Raw genomic sequence first — 16,200 nt, 5'->3', positions numbered from 1 at the left:
CCGGTTTTTAACATTTACGAGTTAGTAATCTCTCGGAAACGAGAGGTTTTGTCATGCGTACTCGTATCGTTCTGACGGCCGTGGGTCTCGCGCTGCTTGCCGGCTGCGCGACGGCGCCGAAGCAGACGAGGAACATCTGTGCCGTCTTCGACGAGCGCGACGGGCTTTTCTCCAGCTGGCAGAGTGCCGCCGAGCGGACGGAGAAGAAATACGGCGTGCCCGTGCCGATCCTGATGGCGACGATGTATACCGAATCCGGCTTCCAGCCCTATGCGCGGCCACCGCGCACCAAGCTGTTCGGCTTCATTCCCTGGACCCGGCCTTCGACCGCCTACGGTTATTCTCAGGCGCTCGACGGGACTTGGGATCACTATCAGTCGCAGACCGGCAACTGGACCGCGCGGCGGGCGAACTTCGCCGACGCGATCGATTTCATTGGCTGGTATCACTATCAGAACAGCGTGGAGACTGGCATTCCGCTGAACGATGCCTATAATCTCTATCTCGCCTATTATTCCGGGCCGACGGGATACAAACGCGGCGACTGGCGCTCGAACGGGCAGTTGCAGCAGACGGCGCAGAAGTTTGCGCGGATGGCAGGGACGTATCAGCGGCAGCTGCAGGAGTGCGATTGAGTTTAGGTGGTGCCGTCCAAATATGGAGGGCACTACCCCCTCAAGTTCCCATATCTGACCGAATAAATCCGATCCCGCCCCAGCAGATGCGCCACCAGCAAAGCCTTGTCGAACAGGCCCTTCATCGCCTGATGGCCGAGATCCAGACCGCCGCTCATGAGGCCGAAGGCCGGCATCAGCAGGCGGGCGCCGTCGGTGGCAAAGCACGGGCGGCGGACGGATTTCTCGCGGCGGCGGACCGTCGCCGACGGGTGCAGGTGGCCGGCGATCTCGCCGCTTTGCAAGCCGTTCTTCGGCTCGTGCCGAAAGGTCAGGCCGGCATAATACATCTCGTCGGCAGATGTGCCCGGCAGGTCGACGATGCCATCCGGATCATGGTTGCCATTGATCCAGATCCATTCGCGGCCGCGCGCCATCTCGACGATCAGAACGCGAAAATTCTCCGGCAGGTGCTTGGAACCGATGCGGTCGTGGAAATTGTCGCCGAGCGAGATGACGAGCTTCGGATCATAACGCGAGATGACGGCGGCAAGGACGGTCAGCGTTGCCAGCGTATCGTAAGGCGGCAGCATCATGCCGCGGCGGGCGAAGGCTGCGCCCTTTTCCAGATGCAGGTCGGAGACGACGAGCAGGCCGGCATCGGGCAGATAGAGGGCGCCGAGCGGATCGCAGACGGCGGCAATGCCATGGACCGATGTCTCGATGCCTGGTATCGCGGCCAGTCCTGAAATGTCGCGCGCGAGCGCCAGGCGGTTCATCACTTCTCCTATTCCCAAATACGTCAGTCAGGCCCAATTCTCGTCAAGCGAGCGCTTCGGCGATCAGATCGTCCGCCGCTTCGGCGAGCAGTGTATCATGGGCCTCGCCCGGCACCGCCTCGCGTCCGATTTCCAGCATCACCGGCACGGCGAGCGGGGAAATATGGTCGAGGGCGCGGTGGGTGATGTGGCCCCTGATTCGTCTCAGCATATCGCCAAGACGGCCAATATCCAAAAGTCCCGTCGCCGCATCCTGCCGCGTCGCCTGCAGGAGGATGTGATCCGGTTCGTGGCTGCGCAACACGTCGTAGATCAGATCGGCCGAGACGGTGATCTGGCGGCCGCTCTTTTCCTTGCCCGGATGGCGGCGCTCGATCAAGCCTGCAATCACGGCGCAATTGCGGAAGGTGCGCTTCAACAGGAAGGATTCGTCCAGCCAGGCTTCGAGATCGTCGCCGAGCATGTCCTCGTCGAAGAGGTCGGAGAGGTTGAGCCGGCCATTGCGGATCATCAGGCCCATATCCTCGAGGCCCCAGACGGCAAGGGAATAATCGGTGGCGACGAAACCGAGGGGCTTGGCGCCTATCCGCTCCAGCCGGCGGGTGAGCAGCATGCCGAGCGTCTGGTGGGCGAGACGGCCTTCGAAGGGATAGACGACCATATAGCCGCGGCTGCCGCGCGGGAAGGTTTCGATCAGGAACTCGTCGCGCTTCGGCAGCATCGACTTGTCGTTCTGCAGCGACAGCCAGTCGCGCACCTGATCCGGCAAGCGGCGCCAGCGGTCGGGATCGGCGATCATCGCCCGCACCTGCTCGGCGAGATAGGTCGACAGCGGAAATTTGCCGCCATTATAGGAGGGGATCTTCGGATCGAGCGAAAAGGCCTGCGACGCCAAGCACTCATTTTCGCGAATACCCTCGAAGCGCAGCACCTTGCCGGAGAAGACGAAGGTATCGCCCGGCGACATCTGCTCGAGGAAATATTCCTCGACCTTCCCCAGTGTCGCGCCGCCGCGGCCGATCCTGCCGCCCTCGCCGCGCTTGACCATGCGGATATTCAGCATCGGGCTTTCGACGATGGTGCCGAGGTTGAGGCGATATTGCTGGGCGACTGCAGGGTTGGAGACGCGCCAGCGGCCCTCCGCAGTCTTGCGGATACGGGCGTAGCGCTCATAGGTGCGGAGCGCATAACCGCCGGTCGCAACGAAATCGACGATACGCTCGAAGGTCTCCCAGCTCAGATCGGCATAGGGCGAGGCGCTGATGATTTCATCGTAGAGTTCCAGCATGTCGAAAGGTTCGGCGCAGGCCATGCCGAGCACATGCTGGGCGAGCACGTCGAGCGCGCCGCGCCCGACCGGCGGGGTGTCCTGTGCGCCGATATAATTGGCGTCGAGGGCTGCCTGACACTCCATGACCTCGAAACGGTTGGCCGGCACGAGGATCGCCTTCGAGGGCTCGTCCATGCGGTGATTGGCGCGGCCGATGCGCTGGGCAAGACGCGAGGCGCCCTTCGGCGCGCCGACATGGATGACTAGATCGACATCGCCCCAGTCGATGCCGAGATCGAGGGTGGAGGTGGCGACGACGGCGCGCAGCCGGTTTTCGGCCATCGCCGCCTCGACCTTGCGGCGCTGGGCGACATCGAGCGAACCGTGATGGAGCGCGATCGGCAGGTTGTCGTCATTGATCGTCCAGAGCGCCTGGAAAAGCATTTCGGCCTGGCTGCGGGTGTTGACGAAAAGCAGCGTCGTGCGATGTTCGACGAGCTTGTTGTAGACATCGGGAATGGCATATCGGGCGGAATGGCCGGCCCAGGGAATGCGTTCTTCGGTCGACAGGATCGAGATATCGGGTTTGGCGCCGCCTTCGACGACGACGAGGCCGGCATGATGTTCGCCACCCTCTTCCTGGCCGACCAGCCATTTCTGCAGGTCCATCGGCTCGGCGACGGTGGCCGACAGGCCGATGGTCTTGAGGCCGGGGGCAAGGCGGCGGAGACGCGCTAGGCCGAGCGAAAGCATATGGCCGCGCTTGGAGGTGACCAGCGAATGCAGCTCGTCGAGGACGATATATTTCAGGTCCTTGAAGAACCGCTCGGCCTCCCGGTTTGCCAGAAGCAGGGCGACCTGTTCCGGCGTCGTCAGCAGAATATCCGGCGGGTTGAGCTTCTGGCGCTGGCGCTTGGCGTTCGGCGTGTCGCCGGTGCGGTTTTCGACGGTGACAGGCAGGCCCATCTCCTCGACCGGCTTCATCAGGTTGCGTTCGATATCGATGGCAAGCGCCTTTAGCGGCGAGACATAGAGCGTGTGGATGCCGGTGAAGGCCGAGCCCGGCGGGATCTTGCCGCGGCGGGTGAGATCGGTGAGCGAGGGCAGGAAACCGGCGAGCGTCTTGCCGGCGCCGGTCGGGGCAATCAGCAGCGTGCTTTCGCCGGCCTCGGCGCGGGCGAGCAGTTCCAGCTGATGGGCGCGCGGGCGCCAGCCCTTTTCCGCAAACCAGCGGGTAAAGGCGGCAGGAAGCAGGGTACGGGCTTCGGAATCGATCTGGTCCACGCCCTGAAAGTAGTGAAACGCCGGGGAAAGAGAAGAGCGGCCAAAGCATGTCGCGCAAAAGTGTGCAGCGGTTTTGCGATAACGACATGCGTAAAAATAAAGAGCTAAAGCGCGAGGAGCGAATCTGAAAGATCGCGACGCGCTTTAGCAATTCACATGGCGATATAGCGGTCCTTGCGGTGGTTGATGGCAATCGTCAGGTTGAGAACAATCGCGCCAAGCACCGAGCAGGCGATGATGAAGGGGCTAGCGACGAAGAAGGAGAGCGCCAGGATGATACCGTCGAAGCCGAGTTGGACGAAGCCGGCGCGCCAGCCGAAGCGATCCTGGATATAGAGGGCGAGAATGCCGATGCCGCCGAGGCTGGCGCGGTGGCGGAAGAGTGCCAGCATGCCGGCGCCGATGACGAGGCCGCCGAAGAGCGCGCCGGCGATGGGATCGACATGCGCCATGCTGACAAAGCCCGAGATGAATTCCGACAGGACCGAGGTCAGCGCGATGGCCGCGAAGGTCTTGATGGTGAAGGCGAGGCCCAAGCGGCGGAAGGCGAGATAATAGAAGGGCAAGTTCACGACAAAGAAGCAGAGGCCGAAGCTGAAGCCCGTCGCATAATGGGCGAGGAAGGCAAGGCCCGCCGTGCCGCCGGCAAGCAGCCCGGCGCTGGAGAGAAGCGTTACGCCGAGCACGGCGAGCATGCTGCCGGCAACGATGCCCTGGGCGTCGTCGAAGAGCGAATGACGGTCGGCGCTGGAATTCAGAATGCCTGCGAAAGCGTTGGATGCCATGTTGTTCCCCTGTCGGCGTTTCCGTCTTCTATCCGCGGTCAGGATATAGGCAAGTGGCAGCAGAGAGGACACCTCTTGACAGCTGACATAATCATGGATATTTTTTATCCACGAATTGAGGAGGCCATGTGCATGAAGATGGGCGATGGGGTCGAGCAGGCCATTCACAGCGTTGCGATGCTTTCCGGCCTCTCCGAAGGCGGCGTGCTTTCGGCCGCCGCGCTGGCGGAATTCCACGGCGTCTCGACGAGCTATCTGCTGAAGCATCTGCAGGCGCTGTCGGGCGCCGGCATCCTCGATACCGTACCGGGGCCGAAGGGCGGATATCGGCTGGCAAAAGCGCCGAAGGAGATTTCGCTGCTCGACATCGTGCTCGCGGTCGAGGGGTCTGCGCCGGCGTTCCGCTGTGCCGAAATCCGCCAGCGCGGACCGAACCCGGTCTCCGATCGCTTGTTCGCCCAGCCCTGCACCATCAACGCGGCGATGCTGAAAGCCGAACGGGTCTATCGCGCCGAACTCGCCAAGACGAGCCTGGCGGATATCGGCATCGAACTTGCCGCCGTCGACGACGGATCGATCGCAGCTAGGGGCTGCGCCTTCCTTGAAATCCATGAACGCAAGACGGCTCGTTGAGCCATAACAAAGGAGAAAGAGCATGCAACCACGTTTCAATTTCGCCAAAGCCGCTCCCGATGCCTACAAGGCAGTCGCCGCGCTCGAGCAATATGTCCAGTCCTCCGGGCTGGAGCGCCGCTTCATCCACCTGATCAAGCTGCGCGCCTCGCAGATCAACGGCTGTGCCTATTGCGTCGACATGCATGTGAAAGAAGCCCGCCATGATGGACTCTCCGAACAATGGATCAACCTGATGTGCGTCTGGCGGGAATCGCCTGTCTATGACGCCCGCGAACGGGCGCTGCTCGGCTGGGTGGATTCAGTGACCAATATCGCCAAAACAGGGGCGCCCGATGCCGACTACGAGACGCTGAAGGCGCATTTCTCCGAAGAAGAAATGATGAAGATCACGGTGGCGATCGGCGCGATCAACATCTGGAACCGGCTTGCCGTCGGCTTCCGCTCGCAGCATCCGATTGATGCAGCAGCGAAGGCCGCCTGAGATATCTGCTGAGAGGAAATCATCCTTGCAACCGACCCGAAAATCTCGGGTCGGTCGAATATCGGGTCACTCGTGATCCCTGGTGGCCCGTACGGCAACGGCGTCAAACCGATTGCCAGAGAGGTCGACGCTATTGAATAGGTCTCGGACGACTTTCGCAATTTCTTCTGCGGAAGCGCCCTTGGCGTATTCTTCCTGCATACGGCGTCTGACAAGTTTTTCCAAATCTGACATAACTCACCTCATCAAATCCGGCGCGAGATGAGTTTCGCGCCAAGACCGATGACAGGCAAGTTACGTTTTATTTAGAATGGCTTACCGATTGGTAATGTTAGAGCATGTCGCGCAAAAGTGTGCGGCGATTTTGCTACAACGACAGGCGTAAAACTAAAGCGCGATGTAGCGATCAGCGCGGTGATTGATGGCGACGAAGAGGTTGAGGACGACGGCGCCGAGAACCGAATAAAAGACGACAGGCGGCGTGGTGACGAAGAAGGCGGCGGCGAGCACGCACATATCGATGGCGAGCTGGACGAGGCCGGCGCGGATGCCGAACCGCTCCTGCAGGTAGATACCGAGAATGCCGACACCGCCGAGGCTGGCGCGGTGGCGATAGAGCGCCAGCAGGCCGAAGCCGAGCAGCAGGCCGCCGAGAAGGGCCGCCCAGGCTGGATGGATGCTCGAAATGGACAGGAAGCGCGACTGCACGTCGGCAATCACCGAGGTCAGGCCGATGGCGATGAAGGTCTTGATGGTGAAGGCCATGCCGAGGCGCTTCCAGGAGAGATAGAAGAACGGCAGGTTGAGCAGGAAGAAGGCAAGCCCGAAATTGACGCCGAAGGCATAATGCAGGAGGAAAGCGACGCCGGCCGTGCTGCCAGTGAGAAGGCCGGCGCTGGCGAGCACGTAGAGGCCGAGAGCGGCAACGAGGCTGCCGGAGAATATGCCCTGCACGTCTTCGATCGGCGTGTGGCGCGTCGCAGTCGTATTCCAGAAGCCAAGGGCATTGATGAGCTGTGTCATGTCGCCAGTCTCCACGGCAGACGAGTTCAAGAACGCGCTTGGGAAAACCCGGGCGCGACGGAATTTTGGATCATGAAAGGAGCACGAGCGCCTCGGCGTAATATTGCCGGGCTCTCTGCCGATGCGGTGCAGTATCGGGTTTTTCGGTCTTCCGATCAAGCGAAATAGGTAAGCAATGCTGACCTATTAAAAAATCGCAAGAAATGTTCGCTCACGCCGGCTTCTGCGTAAGGAACAGAATGCCGGAAACCGGTTTTCCGCCATCTTTGCGAATGACCGACTTCACGGTCTTGAGGATTTGGAAGCCGTGACGGGCAAGCAACATCCTGACATAGCTTTCCGAATGGGCGTAGCGCAGAGAGGGAGCGAGGTGAAAGCCGTCGCCCTCACCTGCATCCTCGACGGAAAAGGCGATGTCGGCGCCTGATGCAGCGAGTTCTCCGACGATGGCAAAGACGCTCTCGAGATTGCCGAGATACATCAGCACATCGGCTGCCGTCACCAGGTCGGCGCGATGGCGCGCGGCATCGGCAAAGACGCCGGAGAGATCGGGGGCGAGCGAAAGATCGGCCTGGGCGAGACTGTCATAGACATGTTTCTCGGCGGCCTTCGCCAGCATGTTCTGCGAGAGATCGAAGCCTTCGAGGCGGTCGACATTGGCCCGGATCTCCGGGCCGAGCAGGCCGGTGCCGCAGCCGAGATCGACGGCGCGTTCGTAGCGCCTGCCGGTGGAGGCGATAAGCGCGGCCAGTTTCTGCGGGACGCTGTAGTCGAGCTTTTCGACAAGTGCTGATTCGAAACGGTCGGCATAGTCGTCGAAGAGGCGCTCGACATAGCGGCTCGGCGGCCGGTCAGGCACGGCGCCATCACCGAGAAGGGCGAGCTTGAGGGCGGCGCCGAAAATGTCATCGGGACCGAGAGCAAGCGTCCTGCGATAGGCCTCGATCGCGGCTTCACCCCTGCCCGCCTTTTCCAGGTAGGTGGCGAGGCGATACCAGCCGGCGGCCCAGGCAGGCACGAGCTCGAGGGCCTGCTCCATCAGCTCGGCGGCCGCTTCCGGCTCGCCGCCTTCTTCGAGCATCCGGGCATAATCGGCGCGGCGGTCGGCGATGACATCGCCTGAGGAAAGCTGGTGGGGCTGCATCAATGGGCCTGTAGCTCTTTGTTTTATGCATGTCGTTTTCCCGGAACCGCTGCACACTTCCGGGCGACATCCATTGGCCCGCATTTGGCGGCGGCCACAAAAAAACTCAAGTCCTATTTCAGAGGCGAAGCGGCCAATTCCGGAAAGGGCTTGCGGGCGCCGCGCCGCGACCTTATTCCAAGGGCAAACAGGAGATGGCTTATGTCCGATCAGGCGAACAGGTTCCTCGGTGATTCGATCGGCCGTACATTGATAAAGCTTATCGTGGTGTCGCTGATCGTCGGTTTCGTCATGACCGTCTTCGGCCTGACGCCGTGGGGCATCATCTACGGCATACGCGATTTCATCCTGGAGATCTGGTACCGCGGCTTCTCGGCGCTTGGGCGCGTCGGCGACTATCTCCTCCTCGGAGCAACGATCGTCATCCCGCTCTTCATCATCCTTCGTCTTTTCAGCTACCGCCGGTAACATGACATCCATCGATCTTTCCAGGCGCGGCCTGCTGCGCCTTTCCGGACTTGCGCTTGCCGCCGGCATCGCCGGCTGCACCACGACCCCGCGGATGGCCGGCACGCCGTCGGACGGCGAGGACGAGACGGCGAGCGTGCTGCCGCTTGTCAACCGGCTCAGGGCCAAAAACGGCCTGCCGCCACTTACCATCGATCCGGCGGCGAGTACTGCCGCCTTGTTCCAGGCAAAACGCATGGCGAGTGTGGGCAAAATGGCGCATCTCATGGGTATGACCGACAGTTTCGGCGCGCGCGTCAAGGCGAGCGGCGTGCGGTTGCCGGCGGCCGAAAACATCGCGTCGGGCCAACAGAGCGTCGATGCCGTGGTGACGGCCTGGATCAACTCGCCGCATCACCTGGAAAACATGCTCGGACGTTATGGCGGCCTTGGCGTCGCCGTCGCCCACAATACATCTTCCAGGAACCTGCCCTATTGGGCCATGGTGCTTTCCAGCTGAGGTGATTCCGCCGGCAGCAGTTCAAGTGATGCAGCGTCGGTTGCGCGTCTGAAACGACGCGTCGTGCCGTCGCGACGAGGCCGGCATGGATACACGCAGCAATCGCAACGCGCTCGCATTCGACGTGACGCACCGGATGGTGCTGTCGATCGCCCTTCCGATGACGCTCGGCTTCATGACGACGCCGCTGCTCGGGCTGACGAACACCGCCGTCGTTGGCCGCATGGGCAATGCGGAAGCGCTGGCCGGGCTGGCGATCGGCGCGATGCTCTTCGATCTGATCCTCGGCAGCTTCAACTTCCTGCGCGCCTCGACGACCGGGCTGACGGCGCAGGCCTATGGCCGTCATGACCAGCACGAGCAGCAGGCGGTCTTTTCCCGGGCGATGATTTCGGCGCTCGGCTGCGGACTGGCGCTGCTCTGTCTTTCACCGCTGCTAATCACCGGCGGGCTGAGGCTGATGGGGGCGGAAGGAGCGATCGCCGAGGCAACCAGCACCTACTTTTCGATCCGCATGCTGGCAGCACCCGCGGCACTGGCGAATTATGCCATCCTCGGCTTCGTGCTCGGGCGCGGACAGGGCAAGATCGGGCTGCTGCTGCAGGCGATCATCAACGGCATCAACATCCTGCTTTCCATCTATCTCGGCCTGACGCTCGATTGGGGCGTGGCGGGGGTCGCCTGGGGGACCATGGCCGGCGAAAGCGTCGGCGCGCTCGCCGGGCTTTTCATCGTGCTCAGCGGCTTCGGCAAGGCAGCGCGACCGGCATGGTCCGAGGTCTTTTCCCGCCACCGGCTGGCCGAGCTTTTCGCGCTCAACCGCGACATCCTGATCCGCACTTTCGTGCTGATCGGCGCCTTCACCATCATGACGCGGATCGGCACCAGCTTCGGCGCGGTGACGCTAGCCGCCAATGCCGTGGTGATGAATTTTTTCCTACTATCAGGCTATTACCTCGACGGGCTTGCCAATGCCGCCGAACAGATCATCGGCCGGGCGATCGGCGCGCATTACCGGCTGGCCTTCGACCGGGGGCTGAAGCTCACGACCTTGTGGTCCTTCGGGCTGGCGGCGCTCGGCTCCGCCTTCTTCTTCCTCGCCGGCCCCTGGCTGATCTCGGTGCTGACGACCTCACCCGATGTGCGGCAGGCGGCCGAAACCTATCTGCCCTGGGCGGCGGTCACCGGACTGACCGGCGCGCTCGCCTTCGTGATGGACGGGGTCTTCATCGGCGCCACGTGGTCGGCCGACATGCGCAACCGCATGCTGATCTCTTTTGCCGGTTATCTCTTGATGCTCGCGATCTTTGTGCCGCTCTTCGGCAATCATGGCCTGTGGCTGGCGATGAACGCCTTCCTGCTCTTCCGCGGCTTCTTCCTGGCGATGCTCGTCAAGCGACGGGCCGATCAGACCTTTCGCCCTGCCCAGTAATCGACCCTGCTATCGCGCAGCTCGCGGATCGAGGCGGCCTTTTCGCGGTCCAGGAGTTTCGACAGGCCGCGGACGATATCGCCGGCCAAACCGGGGCCCTCATAGACCATGCAGGAATAGAGCTGGACGAGATCGGCGCCCGCCCTGATCTTTTCCAGCGCGGTCTCGGCCGAGGAGACGCCGCCGACGCCGATGATCGGCAGATCAGGGCCGACGCGCTTGCGCATCCTGGCGAGCACCGCCGTCGACTTTTCGAAAAGCGGCACACCGGAGAGGCCACCCGCCTCCTTCGCCTGGCGCTGATCCCTAAGGCCGTCGCGCGACAGCGTGGTGTTGGAGACGATCAGGCCATCGAGCGCATGCGAAAGCGCCTCGGCGGCGATATCGTCCATGCCTTCCTCGGTCAGATCAGGCGCGATCTTCAGAAAGACCGGGATCTTCCGGCCGGATGTCGCCGCCATCTCGTCACGCGCCGCAAGCACTGATGACAACAGCACCGCAAGGCTTTCGCGCCCCTGCAGGTCGCGCAGGCCAGGCGTGTTCGGGGAGGAGATGTTGGCGGTGAAATAGCGCGCGACGGAATAAAAGCGGCGGATGCCGGCGACATAATCGGCGATGCGATCCTCGCTGTCCTTGTTGGCGCCGATATTGACGCCGATCATGCCCCCGCCCGTTAGCGCGGCGAGGCGCCCGAAAGCAGCATCATGGCCTTCATTGTTGAAGCCGAGGCGGTTGATGACGGCTTCATCCTCGACCAGGCGAAAGATGCGCGGGCGCGGATTGCCGGATTGCGGCTTCGGCGTCACCGTGCCGATCTCGGTAAAGCCGAAACCGAGCTTCAACAGCGCCTCCGGCACCTCGGCATTCTTGTCGTAGCCGGCGGCCATGCCGAGCGGATTTTCGAAGGTAAGGCCGGCAACGGTCTGGCGCAGGCGCGGATCGGGGGTGATCTGGCAGGCGGGCACGAGACCGGATTTCAAGGCGGCGATCGACATGCCGTGCGCCGTTTCCGGATCGAACAGGAAGAGACCCTTGCGGGCGAGACGCTTGAAGGGATCGATCATGGCTGCAGCTCCGGAAAGACATGGGCGCCGGCTTCGTCGAGCGGCAGCGGCGCCTCCCAGAGCACGGCGGCAAGCGGCAGATCGGCGTAGAGGTGCGGGAAGAGATCGCCGCCGCGCGAGGGCTCGAAGACCAGCTTGTCACTGAAGCCGCCACCATCGACGGCAATCAGCAGCAGGCCGGACTGGCCGGCAAAATGCAGGGCGGCGGTCTGCTTTACCTGGTCTGCCGTCGAGAAATGGATGAAGCCGTCCTGGAGATCGATGCCGGCGCCATGAAAAGTGCCGGTTTGTCTGGCTTGCTGCCAGAGCGTTTCCGTCACGATCTTGTAAAGGGTCGGTGTCAGGGTCATCATGGCCTCACGATGGGCTGTTCCTTGGTCACCAGGGCTTTGCCGGAAAGAGGCGGCGATGTCCACGCCCCGGCGCCGAAAAACGGGACAGCTGGAACAGAATTAGAGCATGATGTCGTCCGAAAACCGCGCACACTTTTCGGCATCCTGCTCCAGAAAATCCGGAGGATGAGACGATGAAGGCATTCGTTATCACGCTTGGCGTTTTTCTCATGCCGTTGGCGGCCGCGGCGGCCGAAGCCGATGCCGGCCGCTTCCAGCTGGAGAAGAGCGGCGATCATTTCGTCCGGCTCGACCGGCAGACCGGGGCAATGTCGATCTGCCAGGACAAGGACGGCGCCCTCGTCTGCCGGATGGCAGCCGACGAGCGGGCGGCCTATGAGGACGAACTCGACCGGTTGGCAAAGCGGGTGACGGCGCTCGAACAGGGCAATGTCGCCCAGCGCGCGCTGCCGAGCGACGCCGAGGTCGACCGTTCGATCAGCATCATGGAGCGGATGATGAAGAGTTTCATGGGGATGGTGAAGGAGTTCCAGGCCGAGGAAAACACCAATCCCCTTCCGCAGAAGACCTGATCTGATATAGTCGATATGAGCAAGCCGGCATGCAACGCGGAGGGATGGCGTCGCATGCAAGGCATGATCGGGCTCTTGGGAGGGAGTTTTCGATGCACGAACAGACCATCATCATTGCGGACGATCATCCGCTTTTCCGTGACGCACTGCGCCAGGCGGTGATCGGCATGGAAGGCCGGCAATCGATCGTCGAGGCCGGCGATTTCGCTGCCGCGCGCCGGGCCGCCGGCGCCCATGCGGATGCCGATCTGATGCTGCTCGATCTCGCCATGCCCGGCGTCAGCGGCTTTTCCGGCCTGATGGCATTGCGCTCCGAATTTGCCAGCCTGCCGATCGTCATCGTCTCGGCAACCGACGACGCGACGACCATCCGCCGGGCGCTGGAGCTCGGCGCTTCCGGTTTCATTTCGAAATCCTCCGGTATCGACGACATTCGCCGCGGCATCCAGACGGTGCTTGCCGGCGACATCGCCACGCCGGAAAGCTATCGCGACGGGCAGGAGCAGGATCCCGATGTCGCCGACCTGATCCACCGCCTGCATACGCTGACGCCGCAGCAGAGCCGGGTGCTGACCATGCTTGGCGAAGGGCTGCTGAACAAGCAGATCGCCTACGAACTCGGCGTCTCCGAAGCGACGATCAAGGCGCATGTCTCGGCGATCCTGTTGAAACTGGACGTCGACAGCCGGACGCAGGCCGTCATCCAGCTCGGCAAGATCAATATGGCGATGGTCGCCTGAACGATACATTTCCCTTTGGAAACAGGATTTTATTCCTCTTTCATCTTTACTCAGACGGCACGGTCGATTAATATTCGACATGGTTGAAGCGCGGCGTTGAATGCCGCGACGGAATCGCGCGCATGCTGTCACACAACCAGATCTGGGAAGCGCTCGACAGGCTTGCCGAACGGCACGAGCTGACGCCATCCGGACTTGCGCGCCGCGCCGGCCTCGACCCGACCTCCTTCAACAAATCGAAACGGCTTTCCGCCGATGGGCGGCTGCGCTGGCCTTCGACGGAATCGATCGCCAAGGTGCTCGACGCCACAGGGGCGAGCATGGAACAGTTTATGGCTTTCATGCGGCCGGACGCCGGTCTTTCCAAGCAGCCGGCCGGGCAGCAGGAAAACGCGTTTCCGCCGCAAGGCGGCTCCATTCCGCTGCTCGGCTTCGCCCAGGCGGGCGCCGGCGGTTTCTTCGACGATGGCGGCTTTCCGGCCGGCCAGGGCTGGGACGTGGTGGAATTTCCGGCCGCCCCGTCGCAAAAGGCCGGCGTCTATGCGCTGGAGGTGCAGGGCGAGAGCATGATGCCGTTTTATCGCGACGGCGACGTGCTGATCGTCGAGCCGGGGGCGCAGGTGCGCCGCAACGACCGCGTCGTCGTGCGCACAAATGAGGGCGAGGTGATGGCCAAGGTGCTGCTGCGCCAGAGCCCGCGGTCGATCGAGCTGCTGTCTCTCAATCCCGAACATCCCAACCGCACCCTCGAGCTTTCCGACGTCGACTGGATCGCCCGCATCATCTGGGCCAGCCAATAGGAAGATATTCCATGCGCCCTGCCGCCTTCATCACAGGTATCACGGGGATGGTCGTGGTGACCGGCCTGCTGCTGGCAGGCGAAGCAAGGCTTGGCGGCGGCACGGCTGGCGAAGAGACGGCGTCCGCGGAGGAGACGGCAACCGCAGCGGTGGATGCTGCCTCCGACGCCGACGAAGGTGCGGCGATCTCGGACGACCGTGCCGAAATGATCGCTCGCTCAACGGAACCGGCGGCTTCGCCCTCTCCGGCGCCAGGCGACGGGGTGACATCCAGACCGGCCGATCTACCGCAACAAGCCGACACGGCGGCCGGGCAAACAGCGAGTCCGAGCGCGAAAAAGGCGGTGGAGCTGGCGCGGCCGATGGTCGACAATGCCGGCATGCTTTCCTTTGGCGAGCGTCGGCTTCAGCTTGCCGGGATCGTGCCGACGCCGGTCGACAGGATATGCGGGCCGGCGGGCCGGCAATGGCCCTGCGGCATGATGGCGAAGACGGCGCTGCGCCTGTTGTTGCGCAACCGCAGCGTCAGCTGCGATCTCGAGACGGTGGAATGGAAGGACACAGTAACGACTGCCTGCCGGCTCGGCACAGAGGATCTCGGCGCATGGCTCGCCGAAAACGGCTGGGCGGAAGCAGCAGTGGGTTCGCCGCTTACGGCGGCCGCCGAAAAGGCCAGGCAAGCAGGAAAAGGCCTTTACGGCGACGACCCGCGCCGCCATTAAACCGGCAGTCATGACAGCGATCGGACAGTCCCGGATCGGGCCGATCCCTTGTAATGGCTGCCGCCAATTCCTAATCTCGGCTGATCGAAAAAGGAATCAGAGATGAACAAGCCGCTTTCCGCCCATGATGCGCTGATCTACGTGATGGTGATGGCATCCGCCGTCGACAGCACGATGAACGACAGGGAAATGGAAAGGATCGGCCAGTTGATCGGATTCCTGCCAGTTTTCCGGGATTTCGATGACGACAAACTGATTGCGGTGGCGCGCGACTGCGCCTCGCTGCTTGCAGGTCCGGAAGGTCTCGACGTCGTTCTCGAAACCGTGCGCGACACCCTCCCCGCAAAGCTCTACGACACGGCCTATGCGCTGGCCGTCGAGGTGGCATCCGCCGATCTCTCGGTCAAGGCGGAGGAGTTGCGGCTGCTCAGCCTGCTGCGGGACCGGCTCGGCCTCGACAAGCTCACCTGTGCGGCGATCGAGCGCAGCGCGATTGCCCGGTTCCGCAAGGGCTAAAAGCTAAAACGCGTCCCGTGCTTTTAGCGGCTTCAATAAAGCCCGTAGGGAAAGTAGCGCAGATAGATTTCCTGGAGGCGGCCGTTGCGCGACAGCGTGGCGAGTGCGTGGTCGATGGCTGACGTCAGCACGCTGTCCTTCTGCCGCAGCATGATCGTCATGCCCTCGCCGAGGAAATGCTCGGAAAGATAGGGGCCGTCGAACAGCGCGCAGCATTTGGCTGACGCCGGCGAAGAAACCCAGAAGGAAAGCTGCAGCGCATCGGCGAAGGCGGCATCGACCTTGCGGTCTCTGAGCGCCGCCAGCAGGGCGTCCTTTGTGTCGAACGGCTCGGCCTTGAGCGTGGGGAAAAAGGCGGCCAGCATCGCCTCGTGCACCGTCCCCCTGACGACACCGACCGGGTGGCTGGAAAGGGCGGAAGCCGTCTTTCCGTCGAGCGGCACGGCGAGATTGCGCACGAAGCGCGCCGGCAGCATCAGATAGGGTCTGGAGAAGACGAATTGCCGGCGGAGTTCCGGCGTCACAGCAAAACCGGCGATGACGGCATCGCCCTGCGAGGCGGCGAGCGCATCCCTGAGGTCGGCGAAGGGGATCGCCTGGATCTGGCACTTGTCCGATATTTCCAGCTCGCTGCAGATTTCGCGGGCGAGATCGACATTGAAACCGGAGAGCTTGCCGTTCTGATCGGTGAAATTGAAGGGCGGAAAATCGACCGACGTCAGGAAGCGCAATCGCACCAGCGAGGAGAGATCGGGCCTGGCAAGACGTTCGCGCGCATCGAAGAGCAACGGCAGCGAGGGGGACACCTGCTGGGCCGATGCGGCCAAACTTGAGAAAAGCACACCGAAAAACAGGCCGAACGCGAGAAAACCCTTCAGAGTCAGGGATGCCAGCTTGGATTGCATCATCGTGATTGTGATCTCTGGGTTAAGCGCGAAGCATTGCGGCGTTGGCGAGATGTATCAGAGTCATGCTTGGTGGGGAATATGTGTGGGAGTGAGGGGAGCGGATGACGGTC

Annotated in this window: 19 protein-coding genes; 11 read left to right on the top strand and 8 right to left on the bottom strand. The window is 62.5% G+C overall.

Annotated elements, in window-relative coordinates:
- The first annotated feature begins 53 nt into the window (after positions 1-53).
- Positions 54-635: a transglycosylase SLT domain-containing protein gene (locus AC25BC_RS01125; RefSeq protein WP_003545252.1), complete on the top strand. Its 582-nt coding sequence runs from the start codon at positions 54-56 to the stop codon at positions 633-635.
- A 32-nt stretch (positions 636-667) separates the two neighbouring features.
- Here the strand turns inward: AC25BC_RS01125 and pdeM are convergent, their stop codons facing one another.
- The 3 genes from pdeM to AC25BC_RS01110 all read right to left on the bottom strand — a co-directional run bounded on the left by pdeM (position 668) and on the right by AC25BC_RS01110 (position 4,732).
- On the bottom strand, positions 668-1,393 hold the full coding sequence (gene pdeM, locus AC25BC_RS01120) for a ligase-associated DNA damage response endonuclease PdeM (protein WP_032996226.1): 726 nt from the start codon (positions 1,391-1,393) through the stop codon (positions 668-670).
- A 43-nt stretch (positions 1,394-1,436) separates the two neighbouring features.
- Complete coding sequence (locus AC25BC_RS01115; protein WP_128439620.1) at positions 1,437-3,947, bottom strand: ligase-associated DNA damage response DEXH box helicase; 2,511 nt, start codon at positions 3,945-3,947, stop codon at positions 1,437-1,439.
- A gap of 152 nt (positions 3,948-4,099) precedes the next feature.
- Positions 4,100-4,732, bottom strand: coding sequence for a YitT family protein (locus tag AC25BC_RS01110; protein ID WP_128439621.1), 633 nt, complete (start codon positions 4,730-4,732; stop codon positions 4,100-4,102).
- A 132-nt stretch (positions 4,733-4,864) separates the two neighbouring features.
- On the opposite strand from AC25BC_RS01110, the gene AC25BC_RS01105 reads away from it, so the two are divergent.
- Positions 4,865-5,365, top strand: coding sequence for an RrF2 family transcriptional regulator (locus tag AC25BC_RS01105; protein ID WP_003545245.1), 501 nt, complete (start codon positions 4,865-4,867; stop codon positions 5,363-5,365).
- A gap of 22 nt (positions 5,366-5,387) precedes the next feature.
- Positions 5,388-5,849 carry a carboxymuconolactone decarboxylase family protein gene (locus AC25BC_RS01100; protein WP_017992858.1) on the top strand — a complete coding sequence of 154 codons (462 nt, stop codon included), beginning with the start codon at positions 5,388-5,390 and terminating at the stop codon, positions 5,847-5,849.
- Positions 5,850-6,236: 387 nt separating this feature from the next.
- Here the strand turns inward: AC25BC_RS01100 and AC25BC_RS01095 are convergent, their stop codons facing one another.
- Positions 6,237-6,872, bottom strand: a complete 636-nt coding sequence (locus AC25BC_RS01095) for a YitT family protein (protein WP_012755954.1) — start codon at positions 6,870-6,872, stop codon at positions 6,237-6,239.
- 211 nt (positions 6,873-7,083) lie between these two features.
- Positions 7,084-8,016 (bottom strand): class I SAM-dependent DNA methyltransferase, encoded by a 933-nt coding sequence (locus AC25BC_RS01090; RefSeq protein WP_128408214.1) that lies wholly within the window; start codon positions 8,014-8,016, stop codon positions 7,084-7,086.
- Positions 8,017-8,217: 201 nt separating this feature from the next.
- Here AC25BC_RS01090 and AC25BC_RS01085 point away from each other — a divergent pair, with 201 nt between their 5' ends.
- The 3 genes from AC25BC_RS01085 (at position 8,218) to AC25BC_RS01075 (ending at position 10,415) form a co-directional block, all read left to right on the top strand.
- The gene (locus AC25BC_RS01085) at positions 8,218-8,484 is read left to right on the top strand and encodes a DUF6460 domain-containing protein (protein WP_003545236.1); all 267 of its coding nucleotides are present in this window, start codon (positions 8,218-8,220) and stop codon (positions 8,482-8,484) included.
- A 1-nt stretch (position 8,485) separates the two neighbouring features.
- Positions 8,486-8,983, top strand: a complete 498-nt coding sequence (locus AC25BC_RS01080) for a CAP domain-containing protein (RefSeq protein ID WP_128408215.1) — start codon at positions 8,486-8,488, stop codon at positions 8,981-8,983.
- Positions 8,984-9,068: 85 nt separating this feature from the next.
- The gene (locus AC25BC_RS01075; RefSeq protein ID WP_017992852.1) at positions 9,069-10,415 is read left to right on the top strand and encodes an MATE family efflux transporter; all 1,347 of its coding nucleotides are present in this window, start codon (positions 9,069-9,071) and stop codon (positions 10,413-10,415) included.
- Here AC25BC_RS01075 and AC25BC_RS01070 read toward each other — a convergent pair.
- A complete protein-coding gene (locus tag AC25BC_RS01070) occupies positions 10,391-11,479 on the bottom strand; it encodes a quinone-dependent dihydroorotate dehydrogenase (protein WP_017992851.1) in 1,089 nt (362 codons plus the stop codon). The two genes, AC25BC_RS01075 and AC25BC_RS01070, sit on opposite strands and share 25 nt — an antisense overlap.
- Positions 11,476-11,829: a DUF952 domain-containing protein gene (locus AC25BC_RS01065; protein ID WP_012755948.1), complete on the bottom strand. Its 354-nt coding sequence runs from the start codon at positions 11,827-11,829 to the stop codon at positions 11,476-11,478. Before AC25BC_RS01065 ends, AC25BC_RS01070 begins: the two co-directional genes overlap by 4 nt.
- 176 nt (positions 11,830-12,005) lie before the next feature.
- Here AC25BC_RS01065 and AC25BC_RS01060 point away from each other — a divergent pair, with 176 nt between their 5' ends.
- From AC25BC_RS01060 to AC25BC_RS01040, 5 genes are all read left to right on the top strand, one after another.
- Entirely contained in the window at positions 12,006-12,404 is a 399-nt protein-coding gene (locus AC25BC_RS01060) for a hypothetical protein (RefSeq protein WP_113547958.1), read from the top strand.
- A gap of 92 nt (positions 12,405-12,496) precedes the next feature.
- Positions 12,497-13,144 carry a response regulator gene (locus AC25BC_RS01055; RefSeq protein ID WP_012755946.1) on the top strand — a complete coding sequence of 216 codons (648 nt, stop codon included), beginning with the start codon at positions 12,497-12,499 and terminating at the stop codon, positions 13,142-13,144.
- Positions 13,145-13,266: 122 nt separating this feature from the next.
- Positions 13,267-13,944, top strand: a complete 678-nt coding sequence (locus AC25BC_RS01050) for a S24 family peptidase (RefSeq protein WP_128439622.1) — start codon at positions 13,267-13,269, stop codon at positions 13,942-13,944.
- 11 nt (positions 13,945-13,955) lie between these two features.
- A complete protein-coding gene (locus AC25BC_RS01045; protein WP_128439623.1) occupies positions 13,956-14,666 on the top strand; it encodes a thermonuclease family protein in 711 nt (236 codons plus the stop codon).
- Between the two features lie 102 nt (positions 14,667-14,768).
- Positions 14,769-15,182, top strand: coding sequence for a tellurite resistance TerB family protein (locus AC25BC_RS01040; protein ID WP_012755943.1), 414 nt, complete (start codon positions 14,769-14,771; stop codon positions 15,180-15,182).
- A gap of 32 nt (positions 15,183-15,214) precedes the next feature.
- Here AC25BC_RS01040 and AC25BC_RS01035 read toward each other — a convergent pair whose 3' ends face one another.
- Positions 15,215-16,090: a transporter substrate-binding domain-containing protein gene (locus AC25BC_RS01035; protein ID WP_012755942.1), complete on the bottom strand. Its 876-nt coding sequence runs from the start codon at positions 16,088-16,090 to the stop codon at positions 15,215-15,217.
- Between the last annotated feature and the right edge of the window lie 110 nt (positions 16,091-16,200).

The sequence above is a fragment of the Rhizobium sp. WSM409 genome (genome assembly GCF_057653825.1).
This window is presented reverse-complemented; position numbering and strand designations above follow the sequence as displayed.